Origin of the sequence: Jejuia spongiicola, assembly GCF_023502325.1 — a bacterium.
Classification (GTDB): Bacteria; Bacteroidota; Bacteroidia; order Flavobacteriales; family Flavobacteriaceae; genus Wocania_A; species Wocania_A spongiicola.
In genome coordinates this window covers 1-25,219 of sequence record NZ_JAMFLZ010000001.1, presented here as the reverse complement: position 1 = coordinate 25,219, position 25,219 = coordinate 1, and the positions used below count along the sequence as shown (strand labels likewise).

The window sequence follows — 25,219 nt, the reverse complement described above, 5'->3', positions numbered from 1 at the left end:
ACACAAATCAACTCAAAAACATGAAAATAATAGTACCCATGGCTGGACGAGGTTCTCGCCTACGCCCACATAGTTTAACCGTACCAAAACCATTAATTCCAGTTGCAGGACAACCCATTGTTCATCGTTTAGTAAAAGATATAGCTAAGGTTTTAAAACAACCTATCGAGGAGATAGCTTTTGTTTTAGGAGACCCTGCATGGTTTGGAGAAGATGTGGTTAACAGCTTGAAAGATTTAGCACAAAGCTTAGGGGCTAAAGCTTCTATTTATCGACAAGACTTGCCTTTAGGAACGGGTCATGCTATTATGTGTGCTAAACCATCACTTTCTGGTTCTGCTGTGATTGCTTATGCCGATACATTAATTAGAGCAGAATTTGATTTAGACGATAAAGCCGATGCTGTTATTTGGACAAAACAAGTTGAAAACCCTGAAGCTTATGGTGTAGTTAAACTTAATGAAAATGAAGAGATTGTTGAGCTTGTTGAAAAACCAGAAACCTTTGTAAGTGATCAAGCCGTTATTGGTATTTATTATTTTAAAGATGTAGCCGTTTTAAAAGATAAACTACAAGAGATTTTAGACGAAAACGTAACGAATGGTGGTGAATATCAAATTAATGATGGTATTAAGCGTATGATGGCAGATGGAAAAGTTTTTAAAACCGGCACTGTTGATGAATGGATGGACTGTGGAAATAAACCAATAACTATTGAAACAAATCAACGTATGTTAGGCTTTTTAAAAGCTGATGGTGAAGAGCAATTGGTATCATCTTCGGCTGAATTAGAAAATTCGAATATTATAGAACCTTGCTTTATTGGAGACAACGTAGTGCTTAAAAACACTACTGTTGGACCATTTGTTTCTATTGGAAATAATAGCGTTATAGAAAACACAACCGTTAAAAATAGCTTAATTCAAACCCATACAACTATTAAAAATGCTAATTTAGACAACGCCATGATTGGTAATCATGTAAAATATGATGGCAATTTTACTAGCATTAGTATTGGAGATTACTCTATTTTGGAATAACTTTTGAAAGCTATTTGTTATGTCAAAGCAAAGCGAGACATTACATTATTTATGAAACAAAATTTATACATACTTATTTTCTTTTTAGGGTTATTTATCTGCCCTCAGACAAATAATGCGCAAGTAGATTTTAATAAAAAACCAGATGACGATTTAGGAAATGTTGATGATAAATTCCAAGAACTTTTTTACGAAGCATTAAAACAAAAAGGTATTGAAAATTACGACCGTTCGGTTGAAGCGCTTTTAAAATGTATTGAAATAGACGACTCTGCACCTGTTTTGTATTTTGAGCTAGGTAAAAATTATAATAAGCTTAAAAATTTTGGAGAAGCTGAGGATGCGCTTAAAAAAGCAATTAAAATTGAGCCTGACAACGAGTGGTTTTTGGATGAGTTATATGGCTTTTACGCGCAGCAAAATGATTATGATAAGGCTATAAAAACAGTAAAGCAACTAGTAAAATATCACCCAGATTACAAAGAAGATTTGGCATCACTTTATGTAAGAACTAAAAACTACAATGACGCCTTAAAAATTTTAGATGAATTAGATTTAGAATTTGGAATATCAGTAGCAAGAGATATTCTTCGTAATCAAATTTATGATGCTACTGGACGTAAAAAAGATCAAATTAAAAACCTAGAAGAACGCGTTGAGAATAACCCTGATAAAGAATCGAATTATTTAGCGCTCATTTTTCGCTATAGCGAAAACAACGAAAAGCAAAAAGCTTTTGAAACCGCCAAAGAGTTACTTAAAATAAACCCTAACTCGCAAATGGTTCATCTAGCTTTATATAAGTTTTATTTAGATGATAATAATACTGAAAAGGCTATAGAATCTATGAAAATAGTTATAAAAAGCAGCCAAATAAAACCAGAAGCGAAACTTAAAGTGCTATCAGATTTTGTGAATTTTGTACGTGCTAACCCAAAATATGAATCAGACTTAGTTGAGGTTACGGCCTTAGTTGGCGATAGTAATAATGGTAAAACTTTAGTTGAATTAGCACAGTATTATTTAAAAAAAGAGGATAAAGCAAAAGCTTTAAGGTATTACGAAGAAGCCTTAGCTTTAGAAGTTGATAATTTTCAAATTTTACGAAACGTATTATTGCTTTATGTGGATTTAAAGCAATATGATTTGGCTTCTGAAAAAAGTAATAAAGCCTTAGAAAAATACCCATCTCAACCTATATTTTACTTGATTAATGGTGTGGCTTTAAACGGATTGAATCAACCAAAAAAAGCAGTAGAAATTCTAGAGTCTGGATTAGATTATATTATCGATGACACTAAAATGGAAGGAGATTTTTATAGTCAATTAAGTAAGGCGTATGCGCTATTAAACAATACGGCCAAAGCAAAAACGTTTAGTGATAAGGCAAAACAATTAGAAACTTCAAATTAATGAATAGATTTTCTTATATCACTTTTACGCTTGTTGCAATGTTAGCATTTAGTTGTAAATCAAGCAAAACAATAAGTGCTGGTGAAGCTAACTATAACTTATCAACAAGGCAATTAATAAAGGAAAACGCAAAGCAAACAGCAAGTTTTAAAACGCTGCAAGCAAAACTTAAAATAACCTATTTTCAAAACGAAAAAGAACAAACTCATTCGGTTTCATTTCGAGCAAAGAAAGATGAAATTTTATGGATTAGTGCAACTTTTTCTGTTATAAGAGCTAAGGTAACACCAGAAAAAGTTAGCTTTTACAATAAGTTGGACAACACTTATTTTGAAGGAGATTACAAGTATTTAAGCGAATTGTTAGGCACAGAATTAGATTTTCAAAAAGTCCAAAATTTACTATTTGGAGAAACGTTATTTAATTTAAAAGAAGATGCTTATAAATCTAGTGTTGATAATAATGTTTATGTACTTCAACCTAAAAAACAACGCGATTTATTCGAAATTTTCTTCTTACTAGACCCTTCGCATTTTAAAGTAAAATCGCAGCAAATTTCCCAACCAAAAGAATTTAGGCATTTGCAAATAGATTATTTAACATATCAAGAAGTAAATAGTCAGACTTTGCCACAGCATATAAAAATTAATGCAGTTGAAACCAATAAAGAAACTATAATAAAATTAGAATTTAAAAATGTATCGTTAAACGAAGAGTTACGTTTTCCGTTTAAAATACCATCTGGTTTTAAAGAAATTAAATTATAACATTGAATAAAATACACGTACATAAATATTCAATATTACTCTTTGTTTGCTTGTTTTGTGCTCTAGGTTTTTCTCAAAACAACAAACAAAAAGAACTAGAAACGCGCCGTCAAGAATTGCGACGCGAAATTCGAAAAATTAACGAATTACGTTTAGAAAACAAGTCAAAAGAAAAGTCGCAATTATCTCTAATAGAAGATTTTAATTATAAGATTAATGTATTAAATAATTTAATTAAAGTTACTAATCAGCAAGCAAATTTAATTACTAGAGAAATTAATTCGAACCAAAAGAAGATAAGTAAACTTAGAGATGAATTAAAACAATTAAAAGAGGATTATGCAGCAATGATTGTTAAATCTTATAAAAGCAAAAACCAACAGAGTAGGATTATGTTTTTATTGTCTTCAAACGATTTTAAACAAGCTTATAAACGATTACAATACATAAAACAATATAGTGACCATCAAAAACTTCAAGGTGAAACTATTAAAGCTAAAACTACAGAATTACAGGACATCAATACCAATTTATTAAAGCAAAAAGAAGATAAGCAAAAGTTAATTGCTGAGAATAAAGTCACTCAAAAATCACTAGAAAGAGAGCGAAAACAGCATGAGGTTTTAATGAAATCTATTAAAAGGAACATTAACCTTTATACATCTCAAATTAATAAAAGGCAGCGTGAAGCTAATAGGATTGATGCAGAAATTGACAAAATTATTAAAGCTGCAATTGCTAAATCAAATAAAAAGGCAGGAAAATCTTCAAGTTCAAAAACATTTGCGTTAACTCCAGCTGGTAGAGCTTTAGCAAAAGATTTTGAATCGAACCGAGGGAAATTAGATTGGCCAGTTGAAAAGGGTATTGTAAAAATGCGCTACGGAACTCAACCACACCCAATCAATAGATCATTAACTATTAAAAGTAATGGTGTAAGGATTGCAACTGAAAAGAAAGCCAAAGCTAGAGCGGTTTTTAATGGAGAGGTTACTGCGGTTATTAAAATAAGAAATGCTAATACGGTTGTTATGGTACAGCATGGAAACTATTTTACAGCTTATAAAAACTTAGATAAAGTTTTTGTAAAAAAAGGAGATAAAGTAAAAACCAAGCAGCAAATAGGAGAAGTATTTACTAACCCTTCTAACGGAGAAACCATTTTAAGCTTTAGTATCTTTAAAGAGAGTAGTACTCAAAATCCAGCATCTTGGATTTACAAAATGTAGCATTTACTTGGGTTAAAGCACAGTGGTTTACGTTCATTAATAAGGAGTTAGAAACGTAAAACTCATATAAAAGAAACAATAAACAGACTCTTACGCTTCGCTCTGAATGATATTTAACTTAATTTAAACTCTTACAATTACATACCCCTTATTAGTTTTTCTGTAATGATTGCCATTCCAAAAATAGTAACGCTTTCCTTTAACCTTTACAATTTTGTAGCGCTTAGGTGTTGACTTAATAATAGTAACATTTGCAGGTCTTGCTTCTACATAAGTTGCACAAGACGTGCTAGATAGTATAAATAAAACGGAAAATAAAATAACAATAGTTCTCATAGCAATATAGATTTTGGGTTTTATTGCTAATAGGACTTGCTAAAAATTAAAAGGTTTAATTACTCAAACAAAGCCTTAAGTTCTGTAGCTTTATCAGGAGAAATTTTACCAGCCAATAATAAGCTTAATTGTTTACGACGTAAAGCAGCATCAAAACGCTCTTTTTCTAAATTGGTTTGTGGATGGACTTCTGGAACAGAAACAGGTCTACCGGTATCGTCTACAGCTACAAATGTGTAAATAGCTTCGTTAGCTTTAGTTTTTTCACCAGACTCTCTATCTTCAATCCATACATCAATAAACACTTCCATTGAGGTTTTAAAGGCACGAGATACTTTAGCCTCAACGGTAACCACACTACCCAAAGGTACTGCTTTATTAAATGCAACATGGTTAACTGATGCTGTTACCACAATACGTCTACTATGTCGTCTAGCAGCAATACTAGCGGCACGATCCATTCGTGCAAGTAATTCGCCACCAAATAAATTGTTTAAAGGATTGGTTTCACCAGGTAAAACCATATCGGTAAGTGTTGTTTTAGATTGCTCAGGTGTTTTTGCTTGCATCACTTGTGTTTTAATGATGTTGCAAAGGTACTATGCTTTTAAGTATTAATGAAGTAAAAAAGGTGTGAATTATGTTAGAAATTAATCAAGCTTTTTAACTAACAACCAAGCATCTTTATTGTGTGTTTTTCTAATTTCACGAATAGCTTTAAGTGCATCTTTTCCATTTTCATAGCTTGCATATACAACCTCGTGTAAACCGTATTTGTTTACACCAATTTTTCTAGCGCTAAAACCTTCTTTTTTTAGCTGAGTTATTATTTTATCACAATTTTCTTCAACTCTAAAAGCGCCTGCTACTATATGGTAATTACCAGTTTGTTTAGTAACACTTAGCGTAATTGCAGGAAGAGAACTTAAACTAAAAGTGGCTTGCTGTATTTTTGTGTCTAGTTGTTTTGCGGCTTCTTCTTGAGCTAATTGATTATGCGTTTCAATTTGATTAACATAAAACTTTGAAGCAGTAAAACCTCCAAGGGTTAAGGCTATTAAAGCCACAGCTGCATATTTTAAATAAGGTTTAGCTTTACGCTTTTCAGATGTAATGGTAAGCGGAATAACCTTTTCAATTTGTTCAACGTCTTCTTTATAAACTTCGCGAGTTACAGAAGGTGATACAAATTGGGATAAACCAAAAGAATCGGTTAAATAATTAAGGCTATAAGTGGGTTCAAATAAAATTTTACCTTCGTTATTAAAAACTACTTCACCAATATTTTTAAAGGTAAGTGTTTCGCCTTGTATTAGGTACGATTTAAGTATTTTAACGCGTTTGGCAATTTTTTTAATAGCTACTTCAAAAGGGATTTTTTCCACATCAGCAATATAATGCGCTAATAGCCCATCATTTTGCTGAATTTGTTCGTTAAACGATACTGCTTTTTTAGGTGGGTAAAAAGCATTTGTAGAATCGTTAATGGTAGCTGATACGCGCTGCGTTAAAAAAGATCCAAATTCAGGAATAGTAACACATTCATATCTATATAATAAATCGCTTATGTAAGTTTCTAATTGCATAAAAACAAAGTTAAAAAATTAAGCTAGCAGATAAAATTTCAACTTAAAAATTTATTAACAATGGCAAATCTTCCTATAAAATTAGGGTTGAAGCTGAAAGAAACTTATTAGTTTTTGTGACTAATACCAAAATTTTAATCCTTAATTATTGAGTAAAAATGCTTTTATTGTAGCTTTAAAACCAAATGCTTAGAATGACAGAAAACGATTTGCTTTATACTTTAGCTTTACAACATGTACCTAATATTGGAGATATTACTGCTAAAAAACTTATTGCACATTGTGGTTCTGCGGAAGCTGTATTAAAAGAAAAAAAGCAAAATCTGTTAAAAATTGACGGAATAGGTCATGTGATTTTAAGCGACTTATTTGAAGTTTACCACTTAAAAGAAGCAGAAAAGGAGATAAGGTTTATAAAAGAAAATAAACTCAAGGCTTTCTATTTTAAAGATGAAAGTTACCCTGAAAAGCTAAAACATTGCATTGACGGACCTATTTTGCTTTTCCAATCTGGACATATTAATTTAAACCAACAACATATTATTAGCATTGTTGGGGCAAGAAAAATTACCACTAGCGGTGTCACTTTTTGTGAAAAACTGATTGAAGCGCTTGTACCTTATAACCCAATTATAGTTTCTGGTTTTGCATACGGTACAGATATTACAGCACATAAAGCAGCGTTAAAGCATAGTTTGCAAACCATTGGCTGTTTAGCACATGGTATGCATACCATTTACCCTAAAGTGCATAAAAAGTATATGGCTGATATTGAAAAGAATGGTGGGTTTTATACTGATTTTTGGAGTAGTGATACTTTTAATAAAAACAATTTTTTAAAACGAAATAGAATTATTGCAGGTATAAGCAACGCTACCATTGTTATTGAATCTGCTGAGAAGGGTGGAAGCTTAGTAACTGCTGATATTGCTAATTCATACAATCGTGATGTGTTTGCAGTTCCTGGACGCACTACAGATTCGCAAAGTGTGGGTTGTAACAATTTAATAAAGCATCAAAAAGCACATATGCTTTCTAACCCTTTGGACGTGCCTTATATTTTAAACTGGCAATTAGGAGAAAATGAAAAGCTTGCAATACAGAAACAACTATTTGTTGAGTTAAGTGATAACGAAAAAACGATTTACAGTTATCTAAAAGCAAATGACAAACAACAATTGGATATTATTGCTATTAATTGCAACATGCCTATTTTTAAAGTAGCCAGTATTTTGCTGACTATGGAATTAAAAAGTGTTATTAGACCGTTACCGGGAAAATTGTTTGAGGTTGTTTAAAATGTTTGTCTTCGCATGAACTTGTTAATACCCAGTCTTCTCTCTAACTCTATTTAAAACACCATCAGCAACTAACTTTGCTTTTGAAGCACCAACTGCTAAAGCGGCATCAATTTCGTTGAGGTTATTCATATAATAATTATAACGCTCGCGTTGGGGAGCATATTTTTCAACAATTAATTCAAATAAAGCCTGTTTAGCATGCCCATAGCCATAGCCACCGTTTTCATAATTAGCTTTCATAGTAGTTATTTGTTCATCAGAAGCTAATAAATTATAAATAGCAAAACAGTTACACGTACTCCAATCCTTTGGCTCTTCAAGTGGAGTGCTATCGGTTTGGATGGTCATAATTTGTTTACGTAGTTTTTTATCATCCAAAAATATATTGATGATGTTATTTCTACTCTTACTCATTTTCTCGCCATCGGTACCAGGAATAAGCATGGTGTTTTCTTGTATTTTCCCTTCTGGTAATACAAATGTTTCTCCCATTTTAGCATGAAAACGAGAAGCTACATCCCGTGTCATTTCAATATGCTGTAATTGATCTTTCCCTACAGGAATAATATTGGCATCGTACAATAAAATATCTGCAGCCATTAGCATAGGGTAAGTAAATAATCCAGAATTTACATCTTCTAGTCTATCAGCTTTGTCTTTAAAACTATGTGCTAATGTTAAACGTTGGTATGGAAAAAAACAACTTAAATACCAGGATAGCTCGGTTACTTGTGGCACATCGCTTTGTCTGTAAAACACTGTTTTTTCAATGTCCAAATTAAAAGCTAACCAGGTTGCGGCAGTAGAATATGTATTAGCTCGTAATGTTTCAGCATCTTTAATCTGTGTTAATGTGTGCAGATTTGCAATAAACAAAAACGAATCGTTTTCTGGGTTATTAGCCATTTCTATTGCAGGAATAATGGCACCTAAAATGTTTCCTAAGTGCGGTGTTCCTGTGCTTTGTATGCCTGTAAGTATTCTTGCCATAATATGCCCTGTAAATACAGGATTTTATTTTAATTAAATAACATCGCGAAAATACGTATTTGTTAGGCAATAAAAAAAGTGGCAAAGGCCACTTTTAGTATATTAAGTTAGGGTTTTTCTTATTTTTTAAATAAGCCAGCAACAAATAGAATAACAGACGCACCAATGGCTCCTGTTAAAATATCTCCAACAACACCATCCATTAAAGAAATGTTTAGTTGTCCAAACAGCCAATTACCAACAATACCTCCAACAATACCAATAATAATGTTGAGAAGTAGTCCAAATCCGCCACCTTTCATCAATTTGCCAGCTAACCAGCCAGCAACGGCTCCAATTAAAAGAGAATACAGTAAACCCATAATTTTAGTTGTTTTAAAGTTAATATGTTCTAAATATAATCAATTTATAATAGTATTTTTGATACTTATGAAAATTGTAAAACATATTTTCTGGACTCTGTACCGTGTTTGGTTCTACATTCTTGTAGCATTGCCTATACTTATTATGTTTCCAATTCTTCTAATTTCAATCTTAAAAGAGTCGTGGTATCCGTTCTTTTTTAAATTGGCAAGATTCTGGGCAAAAATCATTTTAATTGGCATGGGTTTTAAAACCATTATAAAGCACGAACAAGCCCTAGAAAAGGGCAAAAGCTATATGTTTATAGCTAACCATACTTCTATGGCAGATATAATGCTTATGCTGGTTTCGGTTAAAAACCCATTTGTTTTTGTAGGTAAAAAGGAACTAGCCAAAATTCCGCTTTTCGGCTTTTTTTATAAGCGTACTTGTATTTTGGTTGATAGAAGTTCTGCAAAAAGTAGGCAAGCTGTTTTTTTAAGAGCACAACGTCGATTACAATCTGGTTTAAGCATTTGCATTTTTCCTGAGGGCGGTGTGCCAGAAGAACATATTGAATTAGATGATTTTAAAGATGGTGCTTTTAGGCTAGCTATTAACCATAAAACACCAATTGTTCCATTAACTTTTGCTGATAATAAAAAACGTTTTTCGTATACTTTTTTTAGCGGAAGCCCAGGTAAAATGCGTGTAAAAATTCATAAGTTTTTATCTACTGAAAATTTAACAGTGGAGGATACAAAAGCTTTAAACCAAGAAGCAAGGCAAATAATTTTAAAGCAATTGCAGGTATTTAATAAATAAAAAACTGCTCTGGGGAGAGCAGTTTTTTTGATGTTGATTTCTGAGCTTAAAAGAAACCAACGCCTAGATCTAACCAAAAACCTAAAACTTAATAGCAAATCCGGTATAAACCCCAATAAAATAAGGTTTGAAATTACCAGACGTATTATTAAACGTATTGATTTGATATTTGAACATAGGCTCAAAATTCAAATCTATTTTTTTTGAAACTTTATAATTTAACCCTAAACCAAAATTGGCACTATAGCTTACTTTATTTAAATTACTTGCTTCACCTAAAAGTGTTTTAGACCCCGCACTTTCAGAGAAAATCTCATTTTTATTTAAAAAGAAAGAACTAAAACCACCAATAAGGTTAACGCCTAATTTTTTGTTTGTAAGAGCATATTGAATTTCTAAAGGCACTTCAATGTAACCCATGTCTTGATTAATAGATGTGTTTGAGTTTTTTGAAAATACCTCAGGGCTTTTTGCAGAACTCAAATTGTCGCTACTTATAAATGAAACAGCATTAGCTGTGTTGTTAACCGTGTTTACGTTTTGTAGTGAACTCGAGTTAGCACTAAGAGATTGAAACACGACCACATTGTTAGTATTGTAACCTAAATTAACTTTATTAATACCCGTGCGAATACTTAGCTTTTTATTAACAGCATAACTGGCTTTAATACCATAACTCATATTAAGCTCGCCACTTTTCGAGTTATTGTTAAACTGTGGGTCTATTGAAGAGCCGTCTCCTAAACTACTAAAATAAACAGGCGCCGCATTTGGGGCAATACTCCACCTGCTTATGTTTTCGTCTTTCTCTTCTTCAATAATATCTTTGTTTTTATTTAAAACCTCATCAATAGTAAGTGTACTTTCTTTAACCTCGTCTTTAACTATATCTTCGGTATTTTCGTTTTGTTTAGTATCTGCAACAGCAGTATTGTTTTTTGTAGAATTGCTAATTATTTCGTTTGCTTTATCTATATCAATTTGAGGGGTCTTATTTTGAATAACCTCATTGTTTTTTTCTGTTGAATTTTCAGCAATAGCCGTTTTATCGTCTTTATTTAAAATAATATTAGAAGCGTTTGTTTTCTTATTTGAAGAAAGCTGAGTTTGTTGGGTGCCTTCGTTTTTATGTTTTGAAGATGTGCTTTCTGCAACTGATGTTTTGTTTGAAGGGGTAATATTATTTTTAATTTCAGAAGCTTTTTCAGCAGGTTCTTTTTCTGTATTTGATTCCGCAACAGCATCTTTCACATCTATAATTCCATTTTCCTTTTTAATATTACTAGTTGAATTATCGTCTGGAGCAGTATTAGGATTCTCAGGTTTCACATTCTCAGTTTCAACAACCTGGTTTGTGGGAATATCATCAGAGTTATTACCATTAAACAAGCCACTAACTGTTAGTAAAAGCACAAGTAAAGCTGCTACGCCAGCATATCTCCACCAAATAGGGATAATACGTCGTTTCTTCTTTTTCTTGTTAAGCTCGGCTTCTATATTTTCCCAAACAGCATCGCTAGGGGTTGCTTCAAAATTTTTGAAACGTTCCTGAAATAATCTGTCTATATGTTTTTTATCACTCATTATAAGGATTGTAAACTTTTTGTTGTCTTATAATTTTCAATAGTCTCCTTCAAAGCCTGTCTAGCCCTTGCTAAATTTGATTTTGAGGTACCTATGTTTATATTTAGCATTTCTGCAATTTCTTTATGCGAATAACCATCTAACACATAAAGGTTAAAAACTAGCCGATAGCGATCAGGTAGTTCTTGAATAATTTTTAAGAGATAATCTAAAGAAACATGATCTTCATCAATCTCTAATTCTACATCATCTTCTATATTCTCATTTACTATATCAAAAACTTTTTCGTTTCTGTAACGCTGTAGCGCTGTATTTATAGCTATTCGTTTTAGCCACCCCTCAAAAGAGCCTTTGTTTTTATATTGCTCTATTTTATTAAAAATAGTTAAAAATGCGTCTTGCAAATTATCTTCTGCTTCGGCATAGTTTCTTGAATACTTTAAGCATACAGAGAATAACTTACTCGAAAAGAGTTTGTATAATTCCCCTTGGGCTTTAGTATCATTAATTCTACAATTTTCTATGAGTTGATTTAAACTCAAATTAAAACACGTATTTATTAATACTTAAACTTAATTTGTAACGGGTACTTCTATAGTTAAATATTGGTCTTCCCCATTATTGTCTTCTCCTTGCCAAAACTTAAATATATACGATCCGTTACTGTTAACAATAAAATTAAATGTTGCTTCTACTAATTCGTTTGTAAGCGTTTCGCAACTGTTGTTTTCAAATACGTAATTTATTGGGGCTACAGTACGTATGTTGTTTTCTTTTAAATAATAAAACTCTTTAAAAGAATGGCAGGTTGAAGGTTTAAAATAAGAAACCGTTATAGGATAAACTTCTCCTAAAGTAAAAGCATCCGGAATATCAACACTTTCTACAGATAATATTTCAAAGCTATAGTTTGCACTACCATCATTTGAATTATCATCATCAAGACTGCATGATACAAATAAAAGTAAAGTAAAGCTTAGGGCGACTAACTTTTTCATTACAAATAATTTTTAATATTTCTACTTAATACATGTTTTTGTATTTATAGATGTCAAACAAACTAAAAGGTTGCGTGTATTATTCGCTTAATTGCAAAAAAAATCCCGATTCATCGGGATTTTTTTTTATTCGGATACTTTTAAAGCTGCTTTTATTTTATCTTCTAGCTCGTCCATGAGCTCGGGATTGTCTTTAATAATTGCTTTTACAGCGTCTCGCCCTTGTCCAAGTTTAGTGTCGTCATAGCTAAACCAAGAGCCACTCTTTTTAACGACTTCGTGTTCAACTGCGATATCTAAAATCTCTCCAACTTTACTCACACCTTCTCCATACATAATATCAAATTCTGCCAATTTAAAAGGCGGAGCTACTTTGTTTTTAACAATTTTAACTCTAGTTTTATTTCCTAAAACAGAACCATTACTATCTTTAATTTGAGTAGAACGTCTAATATCTAATCGTACCGAAGCATAAAACTTTAAGGCATTACCTCCTGTTGTTGTTTCAGGGTTGCCAAACATTACTCCAATTTTTTCACGTAATTGATTAATGAAAATTACAGTACAATTAGTTTTACTTATTGATCCTGTTAGCTTTCTTAAAGCTTGAGACATTAAACGTGCGTGTAAACCCATTTTCGAGTCTCCCATTTCGCCTTCAATCTCACTTTTAGGTGTTAAGGCTGCTACAGAGTCTATAACAACAATATCAATAGCACCAGAGCGAATTAAGTTATCAGTAATTTCAAGTGCTTGTTCTCCATTATCAGGTTGAGAGATAATTAAATTGTCAATATCTACACCTAGTTTTTCTGCATAAAATCTATCAAAAGCATGTTCAGCATCAATAAATGCAGCAATGCCTCCTGCTTTTTGCGCTTCTGCAATGGCATGCAATGTTAATGTTGTTTTACCAGAAGATTCAGGGCCATAAATTTCAATAACACGACCACGCGGATAGCCACCAACGCCTAAAGCAATATCTAAGCCTAAAGATCCAGATGGAATAGCATCAACATCTTCAATAGCGGCATCGCTCATTTTCATTACGGTTCCTTTCCCGTAAGCTTTATCTAATTTATCTAAAGTAAGTTTTAGTGCTTTTAATTTTGCTTCTTTTTCGTTGCTCATTTCTAATATTTTTTTCTGAAGTAATAGCAGCTAAAATACTATAACTTTTATCAGAATACAATTTTATCACGCAACCTTTTTAAACATTTTGCATCTACTAATAAACGCAGGAAAATTTTTGCTATGAAATTTACCTACAATGGTTTGAATATAGAACTAACTCGAACTATTTTATCAAAGCACTTTATGTAAATTAAGGTGCTTTTTTTATGCAAAAAATTGTTCTATTCTTATAAAAGTGTACTTTTGCATTTTAAAATATTTCTTTATTCCGCTTTATGCGGTTTTAACCTTAAAAACATTAGTATAGCATGCAACTGTACAATAAATTAAGCGCTAAAGAAAGAGCAGAATTAATCGATAAAGCAGGAAAAAATCGATTGACACTTTCTTTTTATCAATACGCTAAAATCACCAATCCTCAAGAGTTTAGAGATCAATTATTTATTACTTGGAATGAATTAGATGTTCTAGGTAGAATTTATGTCGCACATGAAGGCATTAACGGACAATTGTCGCTTCCAGCAGATCGCTTTAACGCCTTTAAATCTCATTTAGATACGATTGATTTTTTAAAAGGAATACGATTAAATATCGCTGTTGAGCAAAACAATAAATCGTTTTTAAAACTTAAAGTAAAAGTACGAGATAAGATTGTTGCAGATGGCTTAAATGATGACACTTTTGATGTTACCAATAAAGGCGTACATGTTGATGCAAATACGTTTAATGAACTTATTGAGGACAGTAAAACTGTATTGGTAGACATGCGTAACCACTATGAAAGCGAAATAGGACATTTTAAAAATGCGATAACACCAGATGTTGATACTTTTAGAGAATCGTTGGATATTATTGAAGACGATTTAAAAACACATAAAGAAGATAAGAATCTAGTAATGTATTGCACAGGAGGCATTCGATGCGAAAAGGCAAGTGCCTATTTTAAACATAAAGGTTTTAAAAACGTATATCAGCTAGAAGGTGGAATTATTGAATATACACGACAAGTAAACGAAAACAACTTAGAGAATAAATTCGTTGGGAAGAATTTTGTTTTTGATGAACGTAGAGCTGAAAAAATTAGTGATGATGTAATTGCTTGTTGCCACCAATGCGGAAAACCAGCAGATATACATACCAATTGCGCTAATGACGCCTGCCATTTACTATTTATTCAATGTGATGATTGCAAAAAAGAGATGAATAATTGTTGTTCAACAAATTGCAAAGAAATACATGCTTTGCCTTACGAAGAGCAAAAAGAACTCCGTAAAGGACAAGGTAATAGTAATGATATATTTAAAAAGGGACGCGCAGACCATTTGCCATATAAAAAAGATTTAAGAAATATTTTTGAAGTTTTAAAAAATAAAGAGGCCTAAACTTAAGCCGAAAAGAACAACTGTAAATTCTTTGTTTTAAGTCTTTAGAATAATCTTATATTTACGTTTTAAAAGATTTATAAACCTTCATTCGTAATAATCTAATTATTAGCGAATTCAACATATAAAAACATATGGCTTGTAACAGTTGTTCAACTGGAAAAGACGGTCAACCAAAAGGATGCAAAAATAATGGCACTTGCGGAACAGATAGTTGTAATAAACTAACTGTTTTCGATTGGCTTGCAAATATGTCACTTCCCAATGGAGAAAAACCATTCAACTGGATTGAAGTTCGTTTTAAAAACGGACGAAAAAATTACTATAAAAACACTGAAAATTTAACGTTAAGCATTGGCGATGTGGTTGCCACTCAAGCGCAATCTGGTCATGATATTGGTATGGTTACTCTTGCAGGAGAATTGGTACGCGTTCAAATGAAACGTAAAAACATTACGACTGAGGGCGACGATATTTTAAAAATATACCGAAAGGCAAGTCAAAAAGATATTGACATTTGGCAAAAAGCGCGCGACAAAGAAGAATCGATGAAGGTTAAAGCACGCCAGTTTGCTATCGATTTGAAATTGCAAATGAAAATTTCAGATATCGAGTTTCAAGGCGATGCCAGTAAAGCAACGTTTTATTATACAGCAGAGGAGCGTGTAGATTTTAGAGAGCTTATCAAAGTTTTTGCACGCGAGTTTAGAACGCGCATAGAAATGAAGCAAGTAGGTTTTAGACAAGAAGCAGCAAGGCTTGGTGGTATAGGGTCTTGTGGGCGCGAATTATGTTGCTCAACCTGGTTAACAGATTTTCGTTCTGTAAGCACATCAGCAGCACGTTACCAGCAATTATCTTTGAATCCTCAAAAATTAGCTGGTCAATGTGGAAAATTAAAATGCTGTTTAAATTATGAGTTAGATACATATTTAGATGCCTTAAAAGATTTTCCTAAAACAGATATTAAACTTAAAACCGAAAAAGGCACTGCAGTTTGTCAAAAGACGGATATTTTTAAAGGACATATGTGGTATGCTTATGAAGGAGAGTGGATGAATTGGCATAAAATAACCACAGCACAAGCCAACGAAATAATAGAAGCCAATAAGAAGAATAAAAAAATAGCAAGCCTTGAAGAATATGCTTCAGATCTTATTGAAGATACTAAAACAGAATTTGAGAACGTTGTAGGACAGGATAGTTTAACACGTTTCGATAGTCCAAAACGCTATAACAAACGTAAAAATAATAAGAGCAGAAACAATAGGAACAGAAAAAACAAAAGAAAACCTCAAAAAAATAAAAATGAAGCTAAGTAATGCCGTATTATTTTGTCTAGTTTTTTTTCTTGTTTTAGCATCATGCGATTCAAATCGTGTATTTGACACCTACAAATCTGTTCCAAGTTCGTGGCATAAAGATAGTATTGTAAGCTTTAAGGTGAATCCGCCAGATTCAACAAATGCGTATAACTTGTTTGTTAATTTAAGAAACACAAACGATTATAAATTTAACAATCTGTTTTTAATTGTAGAGATGGTTTTTCCATACGGTAAAACAATAAAGGACACATTAGAGTACAGAATGGCAGACCCAAGCGGAAAACTTTTAGGAACTGGAATAACAGGTGTAAAAGAAAATAAACTGTGGTATAAAGAACAAGTTGTATTTAAGGAAACTGGAGAGTATATTGTTAACATCCAGCACGCTATGAGAGAAAATGGAAAAGTTAATGGCGTAACAGAGCTTGATGGTATTACAGATGTAGGTTTTAGGATAGAAAAACCAATAAAAAAATAGCATTCATAATTTTAGGCACTTAATTATGGCAAAAACAAAAGCAAAGAAAGAAACAAAAAATATACAAGATTTTTCAAAATATATTCGATGGTTTTGGATATTGTTTATGGGAGGTATATTTTCTATCGTATTAATGTTTTTAATGGCATCGTGGGGTGTTTTTGGCGAAATACCAGATCATACACAATTAGAAAATCTTAAATCGAATCTTGCTACTGAAATAATTTCTTCAGATGGAAAAACTTTAGGGAAATTTTACTTTAATGATAACAGAACACCTGTTAGTTATGATGATTTGTCACCACATTTGGTGAATGCTTTAATTTCTACTGAGGATGTGCGGTTTCATGAACATGCAGGGATAGATGCTCGAGGAACATTAAGAGCTGCGATATTTTTAGGCAGGAAAGGTGGGGCTAGTACAATTTCCCAACAATTAGCTAAATTGTTTTTTACTAAAAAAGCATCAGGTAATTTTGTTAAAAGGATAATACAAAAAATGAAGGAATGGGTTATTGCTATCCGTTTAGAACGCCAATATACTAAAGAAGAAATTATAGCACAGTATTTTAATATTTATGATTTTGGAAACAACGGAGACGGTATTCGAAGCGCTTCAAGAATCTATTTTAATAAAGAACCAAAAGATTTAGAGGTTAAAGAAGCCGCCATGTTAGTAGGGATGTGTGTGAATTCTTCCTTTTACAACCCAATACCTAGTCGTAATCCAGTAGGCGTAAAAAACAGACGTAATGTAGTTTTATCTCAGATGGAAAAATCTGGTCATATTAATGAGGTAGTAAAAGATTCTCTTCAAAAAACAGAATTAGATTTAGATTTTACACCTCAATCGCATCGTGATGGAATTGCTACTTATTTTAGAGGATACCTCTCTGGTTTTATGAAAGATTGGATAAAAAAGAACCCAAAACCGGATGGGACTAAATGGAGTTTATATAATGATGGATTAAAAATTTATACGACTATCGATTCACGTATGCAAAAACATGCTGAGGATGCTGTACAACAACACATGCCTAGGTTACAAGCAGAGTTTTTTCATCAAAACACACCAGAAAGAAATCCAACAGCTCCATTTTTAGAGTTAACTCGAGGCGCTATTGATACGCTGATGCTTAGATCAATGAGAAGAGGAAAGAGATGGAATCATTTAAAATATGATTTAAAAAAGTCTAACAAAGAAATAGAAGCATCGTTTTACGAACCAATACAAATGACTGTATTTGAATGGAAAGACGGAAAACCTTCGGAGAAAGATACTATTATGAAACCTATCGATTCGATGCGTTATTATAAATCGTTTTTGCGACCAGGGATGATGTCTATGAATCCGCAAACGGGTCATGTAAAAGCGTGGGTTGGCGGCATGAATTACAGACATTTTCAATACGATATGGTAAAACAAGGGAAGCGCCAAATAGGTTCAACCTTTAAGCCTTTAGTATATGCAACAGCCATAGATCAATTACATAAATCGCCTTGCGACGAATACCCAGACACGCCATATTGTATAGAAGCAAATAAACACGGGAATCCTGACCCATGGTGCCCTAAAAATTCTAATGGCGATAGTGACTATGGGGGAAAAAGAACTTTAAAAAATGCTTTAGCAAATTCAGTAAATACTATAACGGCAAGACTTATTGACGAAGTAGGACCACAAACCGTTGTTGATTTAGCTAAAAAATTAGGAATTGAATCTGAAGTTTTACCAGTGCCAGCGATTGCCTTAGGGGTGCCAGAAATTAGCGTTTACGAAATGGTTGGAGCATACTCCACTTTTGCTAATAAGGGGGTGTATACAAAACCTGTAATGGTTACTAGTATTGAAGATAAGAACGGCACGATTTTATATCAGTTTACGCCAGAGACCAACGATGTATTAAGTGAAGAAACCGCGTATGTAACTGTAAAGCTTATGGAAGGGGTTACACAATCAGGTTCTGGAGTTCGTTTAAGAACAAAAGGGGCAGATGCTTATAGAGCAGATTTTAGAGAAGTAGTAACAGGATACCCTTACGAATTTACAAATCCAATAGCAGGAAAAACAGGAACCACACAAAATCAAAGTGATGGTTGGTTTATGGGAATGGTACCTAACTTGGTTACTGGTGTATGGGTAGGTGGAGAAGAAAGATCGATTCATTTTAGGACTACTAAATATGGTCAAGGAGCAGCTATGGCATTACCAATTTGGGGTATATATATGAAAAGTTGTTATGCCGATAAAGATTTAAATATTTCTAAGGAAGCTTTTGAAGAACCAGCAAACCTTTCTATAAATGTTGACTGTTCTAAAGTCAAAAATAAAACGATTACAGATGATGGAAGTGATGAGATTCCAGATGATTTGGATTTCTAATTAGAAACGTATTACATCTTAAAATAAAAAAACCATTCTTTTTTAGGATGGTTTTTTTATTTGATAATACTTTGATGTAATTATTCAATTATTCGTAATTTTATACAGCAAAAATTTAGATAATGATTAATAAAAAAGTAGCTAACGTTCAAGAGGCGCTTCAAGGCGTAAAAGATAACATGACTTTAATGCTTGGCGGTTTTGGATTAAGTGGAATACCCGAAAATGCAATTGCAGAATTGGTTAAGCATGGTGTTAAAGGATTAACATGTATTTCTAATAACGCTGGGGTCGATGATTTTGGGTTAGGTTTATTGCTTCAAGAGCGTCAAATAAAAAAAATGATATCATCTTATGTGGGAGAGAATGATGAATTTGAGCGCCAGATGCTTTCAGGAGAATTGGATGTAGAACTTATTCCGCAAGGAACATTAGCAGAACGTTGTCGTGCAGCTCAAGCGGGTTTTCCTGCAATTTATACGCCTGCTGGATTTGGAACTGAGGTAGCAGAAGGAAAAGAAACTAGAGAGTTTAACGGAAAAATGTATGTTTTAGAACATGCTTTTGACGCAGATTTTGCTTTTGTAAAAGCGTGGAAAGGAGATGAAGCTGGAAACTTGATTTTTAAAGGGACTGCCAGAAATTTTAACCCTAATATGTGTGGAGCAGCAAAGATAACTGTTGCTGAAGTTGAAGAATTAGTGCCTTTAGGTAGTTTAGATCCTAATCAAATACATATTCCTGGAATTTTTGTGCAACGTATTTTTCAAGGAGACACCTATGAAAAACGGATTGAACAAAGAACGGTAAGAGTAAAAGAATAGATATTGTATTCCTGTTTATACAGGAATTTACTTTCAATTAAAAAGATTCCTGCGTACGTTATCAGGAGCATTAAAAATATAAAGATAGATGTTAGATAAAACCGGTATTGCAAAACGAATAGCTAAAGAAGTAAAAGATGGTTATTATGTTAACTTAGGAATAGGCATTCCTACTTTAGTTGCAAATTATGTTAGAAACGATATAGAAGTAGAATTTCAAAGCGAGAATGGTGTACTTGGAATGGGACCATTTCCTTTTGAAGGAGAAGAAGATGCCGATGTAATTAATGCTGGTAAACAAACTATAACTACATTACCAGGAGCAAGTTTTTTTGATTCTGCAATGAGTTTTTCAATGATAAGAGGGCAACATGTAGATTTAACAATTTTAGGAGCTATGGAAGTTGCTGAGAATGGAGACATTGCAAATTGGAAAATACCAGGACGTATGGTAAAAGGCATGGGCGGAGCTATGGATTTAGTTGCCAGTGCTGAGAATATAATTGTGGCGATGATGCACACTAATAAAAGAGGCGAATCTAAATTATTAAAAAAATGCTCATTACCATTAACAGGTGTTGGTTGTGTTAAAAAAATAGTAACCAATTTGGCAGTACTAGAAGTTACAACACTTGGTTTTAAACTATTAGAACGCGCTCCAGGGGTTTCTGTAGAGGATATTAAAAATGCTACAGAAGGCACATTAATTGTTGAAGGAGATATTCCTGAGATGAGTTTATAAGAAAGTCTCAATCGACCAAAAGCATACTAAATGTTAAAAAAATATGCATTTCATCGAATTTATATGTTTTTAAACTGGTTTTTTAAAAATATGTTTCATATTTGCTTTCCCCAAATTAACCAAACCAATATTATAGATTTTCCCAAATCTACCATTAAACTTAACCTACGGAATTATGGAATCAAATCTACCTGAACAATCTACAATAAGTGAAAGCAAATTGAAAGAGACGCTTCAAGAAAATTTACGATTTGTAAAAAGCTTACTATACTTAACAAAAAAAATATTTATGTTATAACCCTTTAGGGATAGCATTAATTAACTTTTTAGTATAATCTTTTTTAGGCTGGTTGTATATTATATCTGCATCGTCTAATTCTTCAATTTTACCTTTATTCATAACTAGTAGCTGATCTGCCATGTATTTAACTACGGCCAAATCATGTGAAATAAATATATAAGTAAAGTTAAAATCTTCTTTTAGCTCATTTAACAGGTTTAAAACTTGGGCTTGAACAGAAATATCCAATGCAGAAACCGATTCGTCGCAAACAATAAGCTTAGGTTGTAATGCTATAGTTCTAGCAATTCCAACACGCTGCCTTTGCCCGCCAGAAAATTCATGAGGATATCTATTAAAATAATTTTCAGATAAGCCAACACGCTTTAAAATCTCAATTACTTTTTCTTTGCGTTCTTTATCTGTTGAATATAAATTATGAACTTTCATAGGTTCTAAAATAGCTTCTCCTATTGGAATTCTTGGGTTTAAAGACGAATAAGGATCCTGAAAGATTATTTGAATGTCTTTCCTTAGTTTTTTTATCTCAGAATTAGATAATTGAGTGATATCAACCCCGCTATACAAAATTTGGCCAGCTGTTGCTTTATCTAATTGAAGTATGGCATTCCCTAAAGTAGATTTTCCGCAGCCAGATTCGCCAACTAACCCTAATGTCTCTCCTTCGTATAACTTGAAACTTACATTATTTACAGCCTTAAATATCTCGGGTTTACTAAACCATCCAGATTTTGATATATACTCTTTTTCAACATTAATAACTTCTAATAAAGGCTTATTACTATACAGTTTTTCATGTTTTAATTTTCTGTCTTCAGCAGTAATTATATCATGAGAAGTAGCATCATTTAAATAGTCATTGATAGTTGGTAAAATTTTCAACCTAGTTTTTAATGAAGGACGAGAATTTATAAGCGCTTTTGTGTATATATGTTGAGGATTGTTAAAAATACTAGATACATTACCCTTTTCAACAATATCACCTTTGTACATAACTATTACTCTATCTGCAATTTCTGAAATTAAAGCCAAATCATGCGTAATAAAAATTATGCTCATTTTGGTTTCAAGTTGTAACTCTTTTAGTAAACTAATAATTTCTTTTTGCACAGTTACATCAAGAGCTGTTGTAGGCTCATCAGCAATTAAAACATCTGGTTTGCAGGCTATAGCCATGGCTATCATAACCCGTTGTTTTTGACCACCAGAAATTTCATGAGGGTATGCGTTATAAACTCGATTTGCATCAGGAAGTTTTACTTTTTCAAATAATACAATAGCTTCTTTTTTTGCTTCCTTTTTTGAAAGATTTGTATGAAGCAATAAAATTTCTTGTACTTGTTTACCACAGGTCATAGAAGGGTTTAAAGAACTCATGGGTTCTTGAAAAATAAAAGCTATTCTATTACCGCGAATTTTTTGAAATTCTTTGGGTGATAACTTAGTTAAATCTTCATTGTTATAAATGATACTTCCAGAACTTATTTTAGAAATATTTTTAGGAAGCAAACCTAAAATAGCTAAAGATGATACAGATTTACCCGACCCAGATTCTCCAACAACTCCTAAAATTTCGTTTTCGTTCAGACAATATGAAACATTGTGAATTACTTCATTCTCACCAAATGAAATAGATAAATCTGTAATAGTTAAAATTGATGACATTATTTTAAAGCTATTTAAGTAGAATTTCAAAGATACCAAACGGAAAACATATAATAATAAAAATAAGACACTATAAAATGTAATCTGTTTCCTCAAAAAAATTATGGCTATTCCGTAAAAAGCTACATTACATAAAGATTGTCTGTAAAAATTGTATTTAATCTTAAAAAAACAACTAGATTTATAATAATTGTTTAACCCTTATAACCAACCATTATGAAAAGACTATTACTACCCCTCGTTATTTTATTTAATGTAGTTTTTGCATTCTCTCAAGATTATGAACAAAAAGCAGAGAGGTTTTTAAAGCAAAAAGGAGAACTTACATTTTCTTTTAAAGTAAATCACCCTTCAGAAGTTGAAGCTTTTAGTAGAAACTTATCTATAGTTAATTACGATAAGAAAACAAAAACTCTCACAGCTTGGGCAAACGAAAAACAGTTTAGAGCATTTCAAACAAAAAACATTCCTTTCCAAGTCCCAGAAAGCGAAAATGAAGTTGATGCTAGTATAATATACGATAACAAACAGGCTAAGTCTTTTAAAGGCACGACCTCAAAAAGTTTTGCAAATACGCTTACTTTTCCTGTAGCTAATTATCCAACTTATGCACAGTATGCACAACAAATGCAGGATTTTGAAAATGACAATCCAACACTTGTACAAAAAATTAGCATTGGTAATACAGCAGAAAATGACGGTAAAGAACTACTGTTTGTGAAAATTTCGGATAATGTTACAACAGACGAACAAGAACCAAAACTTATGTATACTTCATCTATGCATGGTGATGAAATTGCTGGGTATCCAATGATGCTTACTCTTATCGATTACATATTAACTGTTTACGCGGATACGGGACATGCTGATCATGCTAGAGTAAAGAACTTGGTTGAAAACACGGAAATTTGGATAAACCCTAGTGCTAATCCAGATGGCACTTATTATGGAAGCTCTAATAATACCTCTGTAGCTGGGGCTAGAAGAGGTAACATTAATAATCTAGATTTAAATAGAAACTATCCAGATAATGTTCAAGGTGCTCATACTGATGGTGAAGCTTATCAAGCAGAAACTTTAGCATTTATGGCTTTAGCAGATGCAAATCATTTTGTTATATCTGCTAACTTTCATGGAGGAACAGAGTTGTTTAATTACCCATTTGATAATGCTTATGTAAGCCAATATACACATCCTGATGGAGATTGGTTCGAATTTACAGGAGTAGAATATGCTACGCATGCGCAAAATGATAGCGATGCCTTAGGTGACACAACATATATGACGGCTGATGATGATAGTAATGTATATCCAAGCCCTGGAGTAACTCATGGAGCTGAGTGGTATCGTGTATTTGGAGGGCGTCAGGATTATATGAATGTTTATCAACAATGTAAAGAGGTAACTATTGAACTATCTGATACTAAGCTTCTTCCTGAAAGTCAGTTGGTTAATTATTGGCTTTATAATCGTGACGCTTTATTAGATTACTTAACTCAAGGAACTTATGGTTTTAGAGGTATTGTTAAAGATGCGAGTACCAATACTCCAATTGAAGCTACAGTAACACTTGTAGGTCATGATGCATTTGGATCGAATACGTTTTCTGATGCTAATGGAGGTGATTATTACAGGCCTGTTAAAGCAGGAACTTATGATATTCTATTTGAAGCACCTTGTTATCAGTCGTTTACTTTATCTGGGCAAACCATATCAGATTATCAAACGCTAACGTTAGCTGATGTTTTGTTAACTCCAATTGGCGCAGTTGCTCCTACCGGTTTAAATGCATTTAATATTGGGGCTACGACAACATCTTTAAGTTGGGACGCTACTTCTGGAGCAACTTACGATTTAAGATATAGAGAAATTGGAGCATCAAATTGGACCAATGTTAATGGTTTGTCTAGTGCGTCAACTAATTTAACTGGTTTAACGGCTTCAACACAATATGAAGCGCAGGTAAGAAGTAATTGTACAGGAGGAAGCAGTTCGGTTTACAGTGCTTCTGTTAACTTTACAACAACAAATGTTCAGCTAAATTACTGTACTTCTAGTGGAAACACATCATATCAAACAGCAGTATCTAGGGTAATATTTGGAGCAATTGATAATATTGATGGACCAGCAAAAGATGTCGGTTATGAGGATTTTACCAATCTTAGTACAACAGTTACTCAATCGACATCAGAAAACCTTACGGTTTATGTTAATACTGATGGAAATTATAGAGTAGATGCATTTGTTTGGATTGACTGGAATCAAAATGGAGATTTCACAGATAGCGGAGAAGCATATGATTTAGGTAACATAAGTAATGTTCCAAATGGAGCTTTACCAACATTGTCTGTTTCTATTCCTGCTAGTGCTCAACTAGGAAGTACTAGAATGAGAGTTTCTGCTAGGTATAATTCTAACCCTACTTCCTGTCAAACAAATTTTGATGGAGAAGTTGAAGATTATACAGTAATTGTACAAAGCTCTGTAGACACAACAGCACCAGTAATAACTTTAATAGGTTCATCTCCAGTTAACTTAGACTTAGGTGATATTTATACCGATGATGGAGCAACC

23 protein-coding genes are annotated in these 25,219 nt (G+C 32.7%); 13 read left to right on the top strand and 10 right to left on the bottom strand.

Features of this window, described 5'->3' with window-relative positions; all coding sequences use genetic code 11:
- The first annotated feature begins 20 nt into the window (after positions 1 to 20).
- From M3P09_RS00115 to M3P09_RS00100, 4 genes are read left to right on the top strand one after another with little or no spacing between them, the layout of a single operon-like run.
- Positions 21 to 1,040, top strand: coding sequence for a sugar phosphate nucleotidyltransferase (locus tag M3P09_RS00115; RefSeq protein WP_249971565.1), 1,020 nt, complete (start codon positions 21 to 23; stop codon positions 1,038 to 1,040).
- A gap of 51 nt (positions 1,041 to 1,091) precedes the next feature.
- Positions 1,092 to 2,453 carry a tetratricopeptide repeat protein gene (locus M3P09_RS00110; RefSeq protein WP_249971564.1) on the top strand — a complete coding sequence of 454 codons (1,362 nt, stop codon included), beginning with the start codon at positions 1,092 to 1,094 and terminating at the stop codon, positions 2,451 to 2,453.
- Positions 2,453 to 3,220 (top strand): lipoprotein insertase outer membrane protein LolB1, encoded by a 768-nt coding sequence (gene lolB1 / locus M3P09_RS00105; RefSeq protein ID WP_249971563.1) that lies wholly within the window; start codon positions 2,453 to 2,455, stop codon positions 3,218 to 3,220. The genes M3P09_RS00110 and lolB1 overlap by 1 nt, the downstream gene beginning before the upstream one ends.
- Before the next feature lie 2 nt (positions 3,221 to 3,222).
- Complete coding sequence (locus M3P09_RS00100) at positions 3,223 to 4,449, top strand: murein hydrolase activator EnvC family protein (RefSeq protein ID WP_249971562.1); 1,227 nt, start codon at positions 3,223 to 3,225, stop codon at positions 4,447 to 4,449.
- 123 nt (positions 4,450 to 4,572) lie between these two features.
- On the opposite strand, the gene M3P09_RS00095 is transcribed toward M3P09_RS00100, so the two are convergent.
- From M3P09_RS00095 to M3P09_RS00085, 3 genes are all read right to left on the bottom strand, one after another.
- Positions 4,573 to 4,785 (bottom strand): DUF6515 family protein, encoded by a 213-nt coding sequence (locus tag M3P09_RS00095; RefSeq protein ID WP_249971561.1) that lies wholly within the window; start codon positions 4,783 to 4,785, stop codon positions 4,573 to 4,575.
- 59 nt (positions 4,786 to 4,844) lie between these two features.
- Positions 4,845 to 5,354: an acyl-CoA thioesterase gene (locus M3P09_RS00090; RefSeq protein WP_099565232.1), complete on the bottom strand. Its 510-nt coding sequence runs from the start codon at positions 5,352 to 5,354 to the stop codon at positions 4,845 to 4,847.
- Between the two features lie 81 nt (positions 5,355 to 5,435).
- A complete protein-coding gene (locus M3P09_RS00085) occupies positions 5,436 to 6,371 on the bottom strand; it encodes an HU domain-containing protein (RefSeq protein WP_249971560.1) in 936 nt (311 codons plus the stop codon).
- Positions 6,372 to 6,565: 194 nt separating this feature from the next.
- Here M3P09_RS00085 and dprA point away from each other — a divergent pair, with 194 nt between their 5' ends.
- On the top strand, positions 6,566 to 7,669 hold the full coding sequence (gene dprA / locus M3P09_RS00080; RefSeq protein ID WP_249971559.1) for a DNA-processing protein DprA: 1,104 nt from the start codon (positions 6,566 to 6,568) through the stop codon (positions 7,667 to 7,669).
- Positions 7,670 to 7,693: 24 nt separating this feature from the next.
- On the opposite strand, the gene trpS is transcribed toward dprA, so the two are convergent.
- Together trpS and M3P09_RS00070 are read right to left on the bottom strand one after the other, a co-directional pair.
- Positions 7,694 to 8,662, bottom strand: a complete 969-nt coding sequence (trpS, locus tag M3P09_RS00075; RefSeq protein WP_249971558.1) for a tryptophan--tRNA ligase — start codon at positions 8,660 to 8,662, stop codon at positions 7,694 to 7,696.
- 119 nt (positions 8,663 to 8,781) lie between these two features.
- The gene (locus M3P09_RS00070) at positions 8,782 to 9,024 is read right to left on the bottom strand and encodes a GlsB/YeaQ/YmgE family stress response membrane protein (protein ID WP_099565236.1); all 243 of its coding nucleotides are present in this window, start codon (positions 9,022 to 9,024) and stop codon (positions 8,782 to 8,784) included.
- Positions 9,025 to 9,091: 67 nt separating this feature from the next.
- Here M3P09_RS00070 and M3P09_RS00065 point away from each other — a divergent pair, with 67 nt between their 5' ends.
- Positions 9,092 to 9,829 (top strand): lysophospholipid acyltransferase family protein, encoded by a 738-nt coding sequence (locus M3P09_RS00065; protein WP_249971557.1) that lies wholly within the window; start codon positions 9,092 to 9,094, stop codon positions 9,827 to 9,829.
- Between the two features lie 81 nt (positions 9,830 to 9,910).
- Here M3P09_RS00065 and M3P09_RS00060 read toward each other — a convergent pair whose 3' ends face one another.
- From M3P09_RS00060 to recA, 4 genes are all read right to left on the bottom strand, one after another.
- Positions 9,911 to 11,413: a hypothetical protein gene (locus M3P09_RS00060; protein WP_249971556.1), complete on the bottom strand. Its 1,503-nt coding sequence runs from the start codon at positions 11,411 to 11,413 to the stop codon at positions 9,911 to 9,913.
- A complete protein-coding gene (locus tag M3P09_RS00055) occupies positions 11,413 to 11,955 on the bottom strand; it encodes an RNA polymerase sigma factor (protein ID WP_099565244.1) in 543 nt (180 codons plus the stop codon). Before M3P09_RS00055 ends, M3P09_RS00060 begins: the two co-directional genes overlap by 1 nt.
- A gap of 30 nt (positions 11,956 to 11,985) precedes the next feature.
- Entirely contained in the window at positions 11,986 to 12,411 is a 426-nt protein-coding gene (locus M3P09_RS00050; RefSeq protein ID WP_099565245.1) for a hypothetical protein, read from the bottom strand.
- A gap of 126 nt (positions 12,412 to 12,537) precedes the next feature.
- A complete protein-coding gene (gene recA / locus M3P09_RS00045; protein ID WP_249971555.1) occupies positions 12,538 to 13,542 on the bottom strand; it encodes a recombinase RecA in 1,005 nt (334 codons plus the stop codon).
- A gap of 311 nt (positions 13,543 to 13,853) precedes the next feature.
- Here recA and trhO point away from each other — a divergent pair, with 311 nt between their 5' ends.
- The 6 genes from trhO to M3P09_RS00015 all read left to right on the top strand — a co-directional run bounded on the left by trhO (position 13,854) and on the right by M3P09_RS00015 (position 20,679).
- Positions 13,854 to 14,927, top strand: coding sequence for an oxygen-dependent tRNA uridine(34) hydroxylase TrhO (gene trhO / locus M3P09_RS00040; protein WP_249971554.1), 1,074 nt, complete (start codon positions 13,854 to 13,856; stop codon positions 14,925 to 14,927).
- 134 nt (positions 14,928 to 15,061) lie between these two features.
- The gene (locus tag M3P09_RS00035) at positions 15,062 to 16,249 is read left to right on the top strand and encodes a PSP1 domain-containing protein (protein WP_249971553.1); all 1,188 of its coding nucleotides are present in this window, start codon (positions 15,062 to 15,064) and stop codon (positions 16,247 to 16,249) included.
- Positions 16,236 to 16,730, top strand: coding sequence for a gliding motility lipoprotein GldH (locus tag M3P09_RS00030; protein WP_249971552.1), 495 nt, complete (start codon positions 16,236 to 16,238; stop codon positions 16,728 to 16,730). Before M3P09_RS00035 ends, M3P09_RS00030 begins: the two co-directional genes overlap by 14 nt.
- A 25-nt stretch (positions 16,731 to 16,755) precedes the next feature.
- On the top strand, positions 16,756 to 19,113 hold the full coding sequence (locus M3P09_RS00025) for a transglycosylase domain-containing protein (RefSeq protein ID WP_249971551.1): 2,358 nt from the start codon (positions 16,756 to 16,758) through the stop codon (positions 19,111 to 19,113).
- 122 nt (positions 19,114 to 19,235) lie between these two features.
- Complete coding sequence (locus tag M3P09_RS00020) at positions 19,236 to 19,937, top strand: CoA transferase subunit A (protein ID WP_249971550.1); 702 nt, start codon at positions 19,236 to 19,238, stop codon at positions 19,935 to 19,937.
- Positions 19,938 to 20,025: 88 nt separating this feature from the next.
- Positions 20,026 to 20,679, top strand: a complete 654-nt coding sequence (locus tag M3P09_RS00015) for a 3-oxoacid CoA-transferase subunit B (RefSeq protein WP_099565252.1) — start codon at positions 20,026 to 20,028, stop codon at positions 20,677 to 20,679.
- Positions 20,680 to 20,971: 292 nt separating this feature from the next.
- Here M3P09_RS00015 and M3P09_RS00010 read toward each other — a convergent pair whose 3' ends face one another.
- Positions 20,972 to 22,645, bottom strand: coding sequence for an ABC transporter ATP-binding protein (locus M3P09_RS00010; protein ID WP_249971549.1), 1,674 nt, complete (start codon positions 22,643 to 22,645; stop codon positions 20,972 to 20,974).
- A 216-nt stretch (positions 22,646 to 22,861) separates the two neighbouring features.
- Between M3P09_RS00010 and M3P09_RS00005 the strand changes: the two genes are divergently transcribed.
- Positions 22,862 to 25,219, top strand: a 2,358-nt coding sequence (locus tag M3P09_RS00005; protein WP_249971548.1) for a M14 family zinc carboxypeptidase, incomplete at its 3' end; no start/stop codon positions are given.

Coding starts and splice junctions, on each gene's coding strand:
- M3P09_RS00115 (WP_249971565.1), top strand. CDS start 21: ATGAAAATAATAGTACCCATGGCTGGACGAGGTTCTCGCCTACGCCCA.
- M3P09_RS00110 (WP_249971564.1), top strand. CDS start 1,092: ATGAAACAAAATTTATACATACTTATTTTCTTTTTAGGGTTATTTATC.
- lolB1 (WP_249971563.1), top strand. CDS start 2,453: ATGAATAGATTTTCTTATATCACTTTTACGCTTGTTGCAATGTTAGCA.
- M3P09_RS00095 (WP_249971561.1), bottom strand. CDS start 4,785: ATGAGAACTATTGTTATTTTATTTTCCGTTTTATTTATACTATCTAGC.
- M3P09_RS00090 (WP_099565232.1), bottom strand. CDS start 5,354: ATGCAAGCAAAAACACCTGAGCAATCTAAAACAACACTTACCGATATG.
- M3P09_RS00085 (WP_249971560.1), bottom strand. CDS start 6,371: ATGCAATTAGAAACTTACATAAGCGATTTATTATATAGATATGAATGT.
- dprA (WP_249971559.1), top strand. CDS start 6,566: ATGACAGAAAACGATTTGCTTTATACTTTAGCTTTACAACATGTACCT.
- trpS (WP_249971558.1), bottom strand. CDS start 8,662: ATGGCAAGAATACTTACAGGCATACAAAGCACAGGAACACCGCACTTA.
- M3P09_RS00070 (WP_099565236.1), bottom strand. CDS start 9,024: ATGGGTTTACTGTATTCTCTTTTAATTGGAGCCGTTGCTGGCTGGTTA.
- M3P09_RS00065 (WP_249971557.1), top strand. CDS start 9,092: ATGAAAATTGTAAAACATATTTTCTGGACTCTGTACCGTGTTTGGTTC.
- M3P09_RS00060 (WP_249971556.1), bottom strand. CDS start 11,413: ATGAGTGATAAAAAACATATAGACAGATTATTTCAGGAACGTTTCAAA.
- M3P09_RS00050 (WP_099565245.1), bottom strand. CDS start 12,411: ATGAAAAAGTTAGTCGCCCTAAGCTTTACTTTACTTTTATTTGTATCA.
- recA (WP_249971555.1), bottom strand. CDS start 13,542: ATGAGCAACGAAAAAGAAGCAAAATTAAAAGCACTAAAACTTACTTTA.
- trhO (WP_249971554.1), top strand. CDS start 13,854: ATGCAACTGTACAATAAATTAAGCGCTAAAGAAAGAGCAGAATTAATC.
- M3P09_RS00035 (WP_249971553.1), top strand. CDS start 15,062: ATGGCTTGTAACAGTTGTTCAACTGGAAAAGACGGTCAACCAAAAGGA.
- M3P09_RS00030 (WP_249971552.1), top strand. CDS start 16,236: ATGAAGCTAAGTAATGCCGTATTATTTTGTCTAGTTTTTTTTCTTGTT.
- M3P09_RS00025 (WP_249971551.1), top strand. CDS start 16,756: ATGGCAAAAACAAAAGCAAAGAAAGAAACAAAAAATATACAAGATTTT.
- M3P09_RS00020 (WP_249971550.1), top strand. CDS start 19,236: ATGATTAATAAAAAAGTAGCTAACGTTCAAGAGGCGCTTCAAGGCGTA.
- M3P09_RS00015 (WP_099565252.1), top strand. CDS start 20,026: ATGTTAGATAAAACCGGTATTGCAAAACGAATAGCTAAAGAAGTAAAA.
- M3P09_RS00010 (WP_249971549.1), bottom strand. CDS start 22,645: ATGTCATCAATTTTAACTATTACAGATTTATCTATTTCATTTGGTGAG.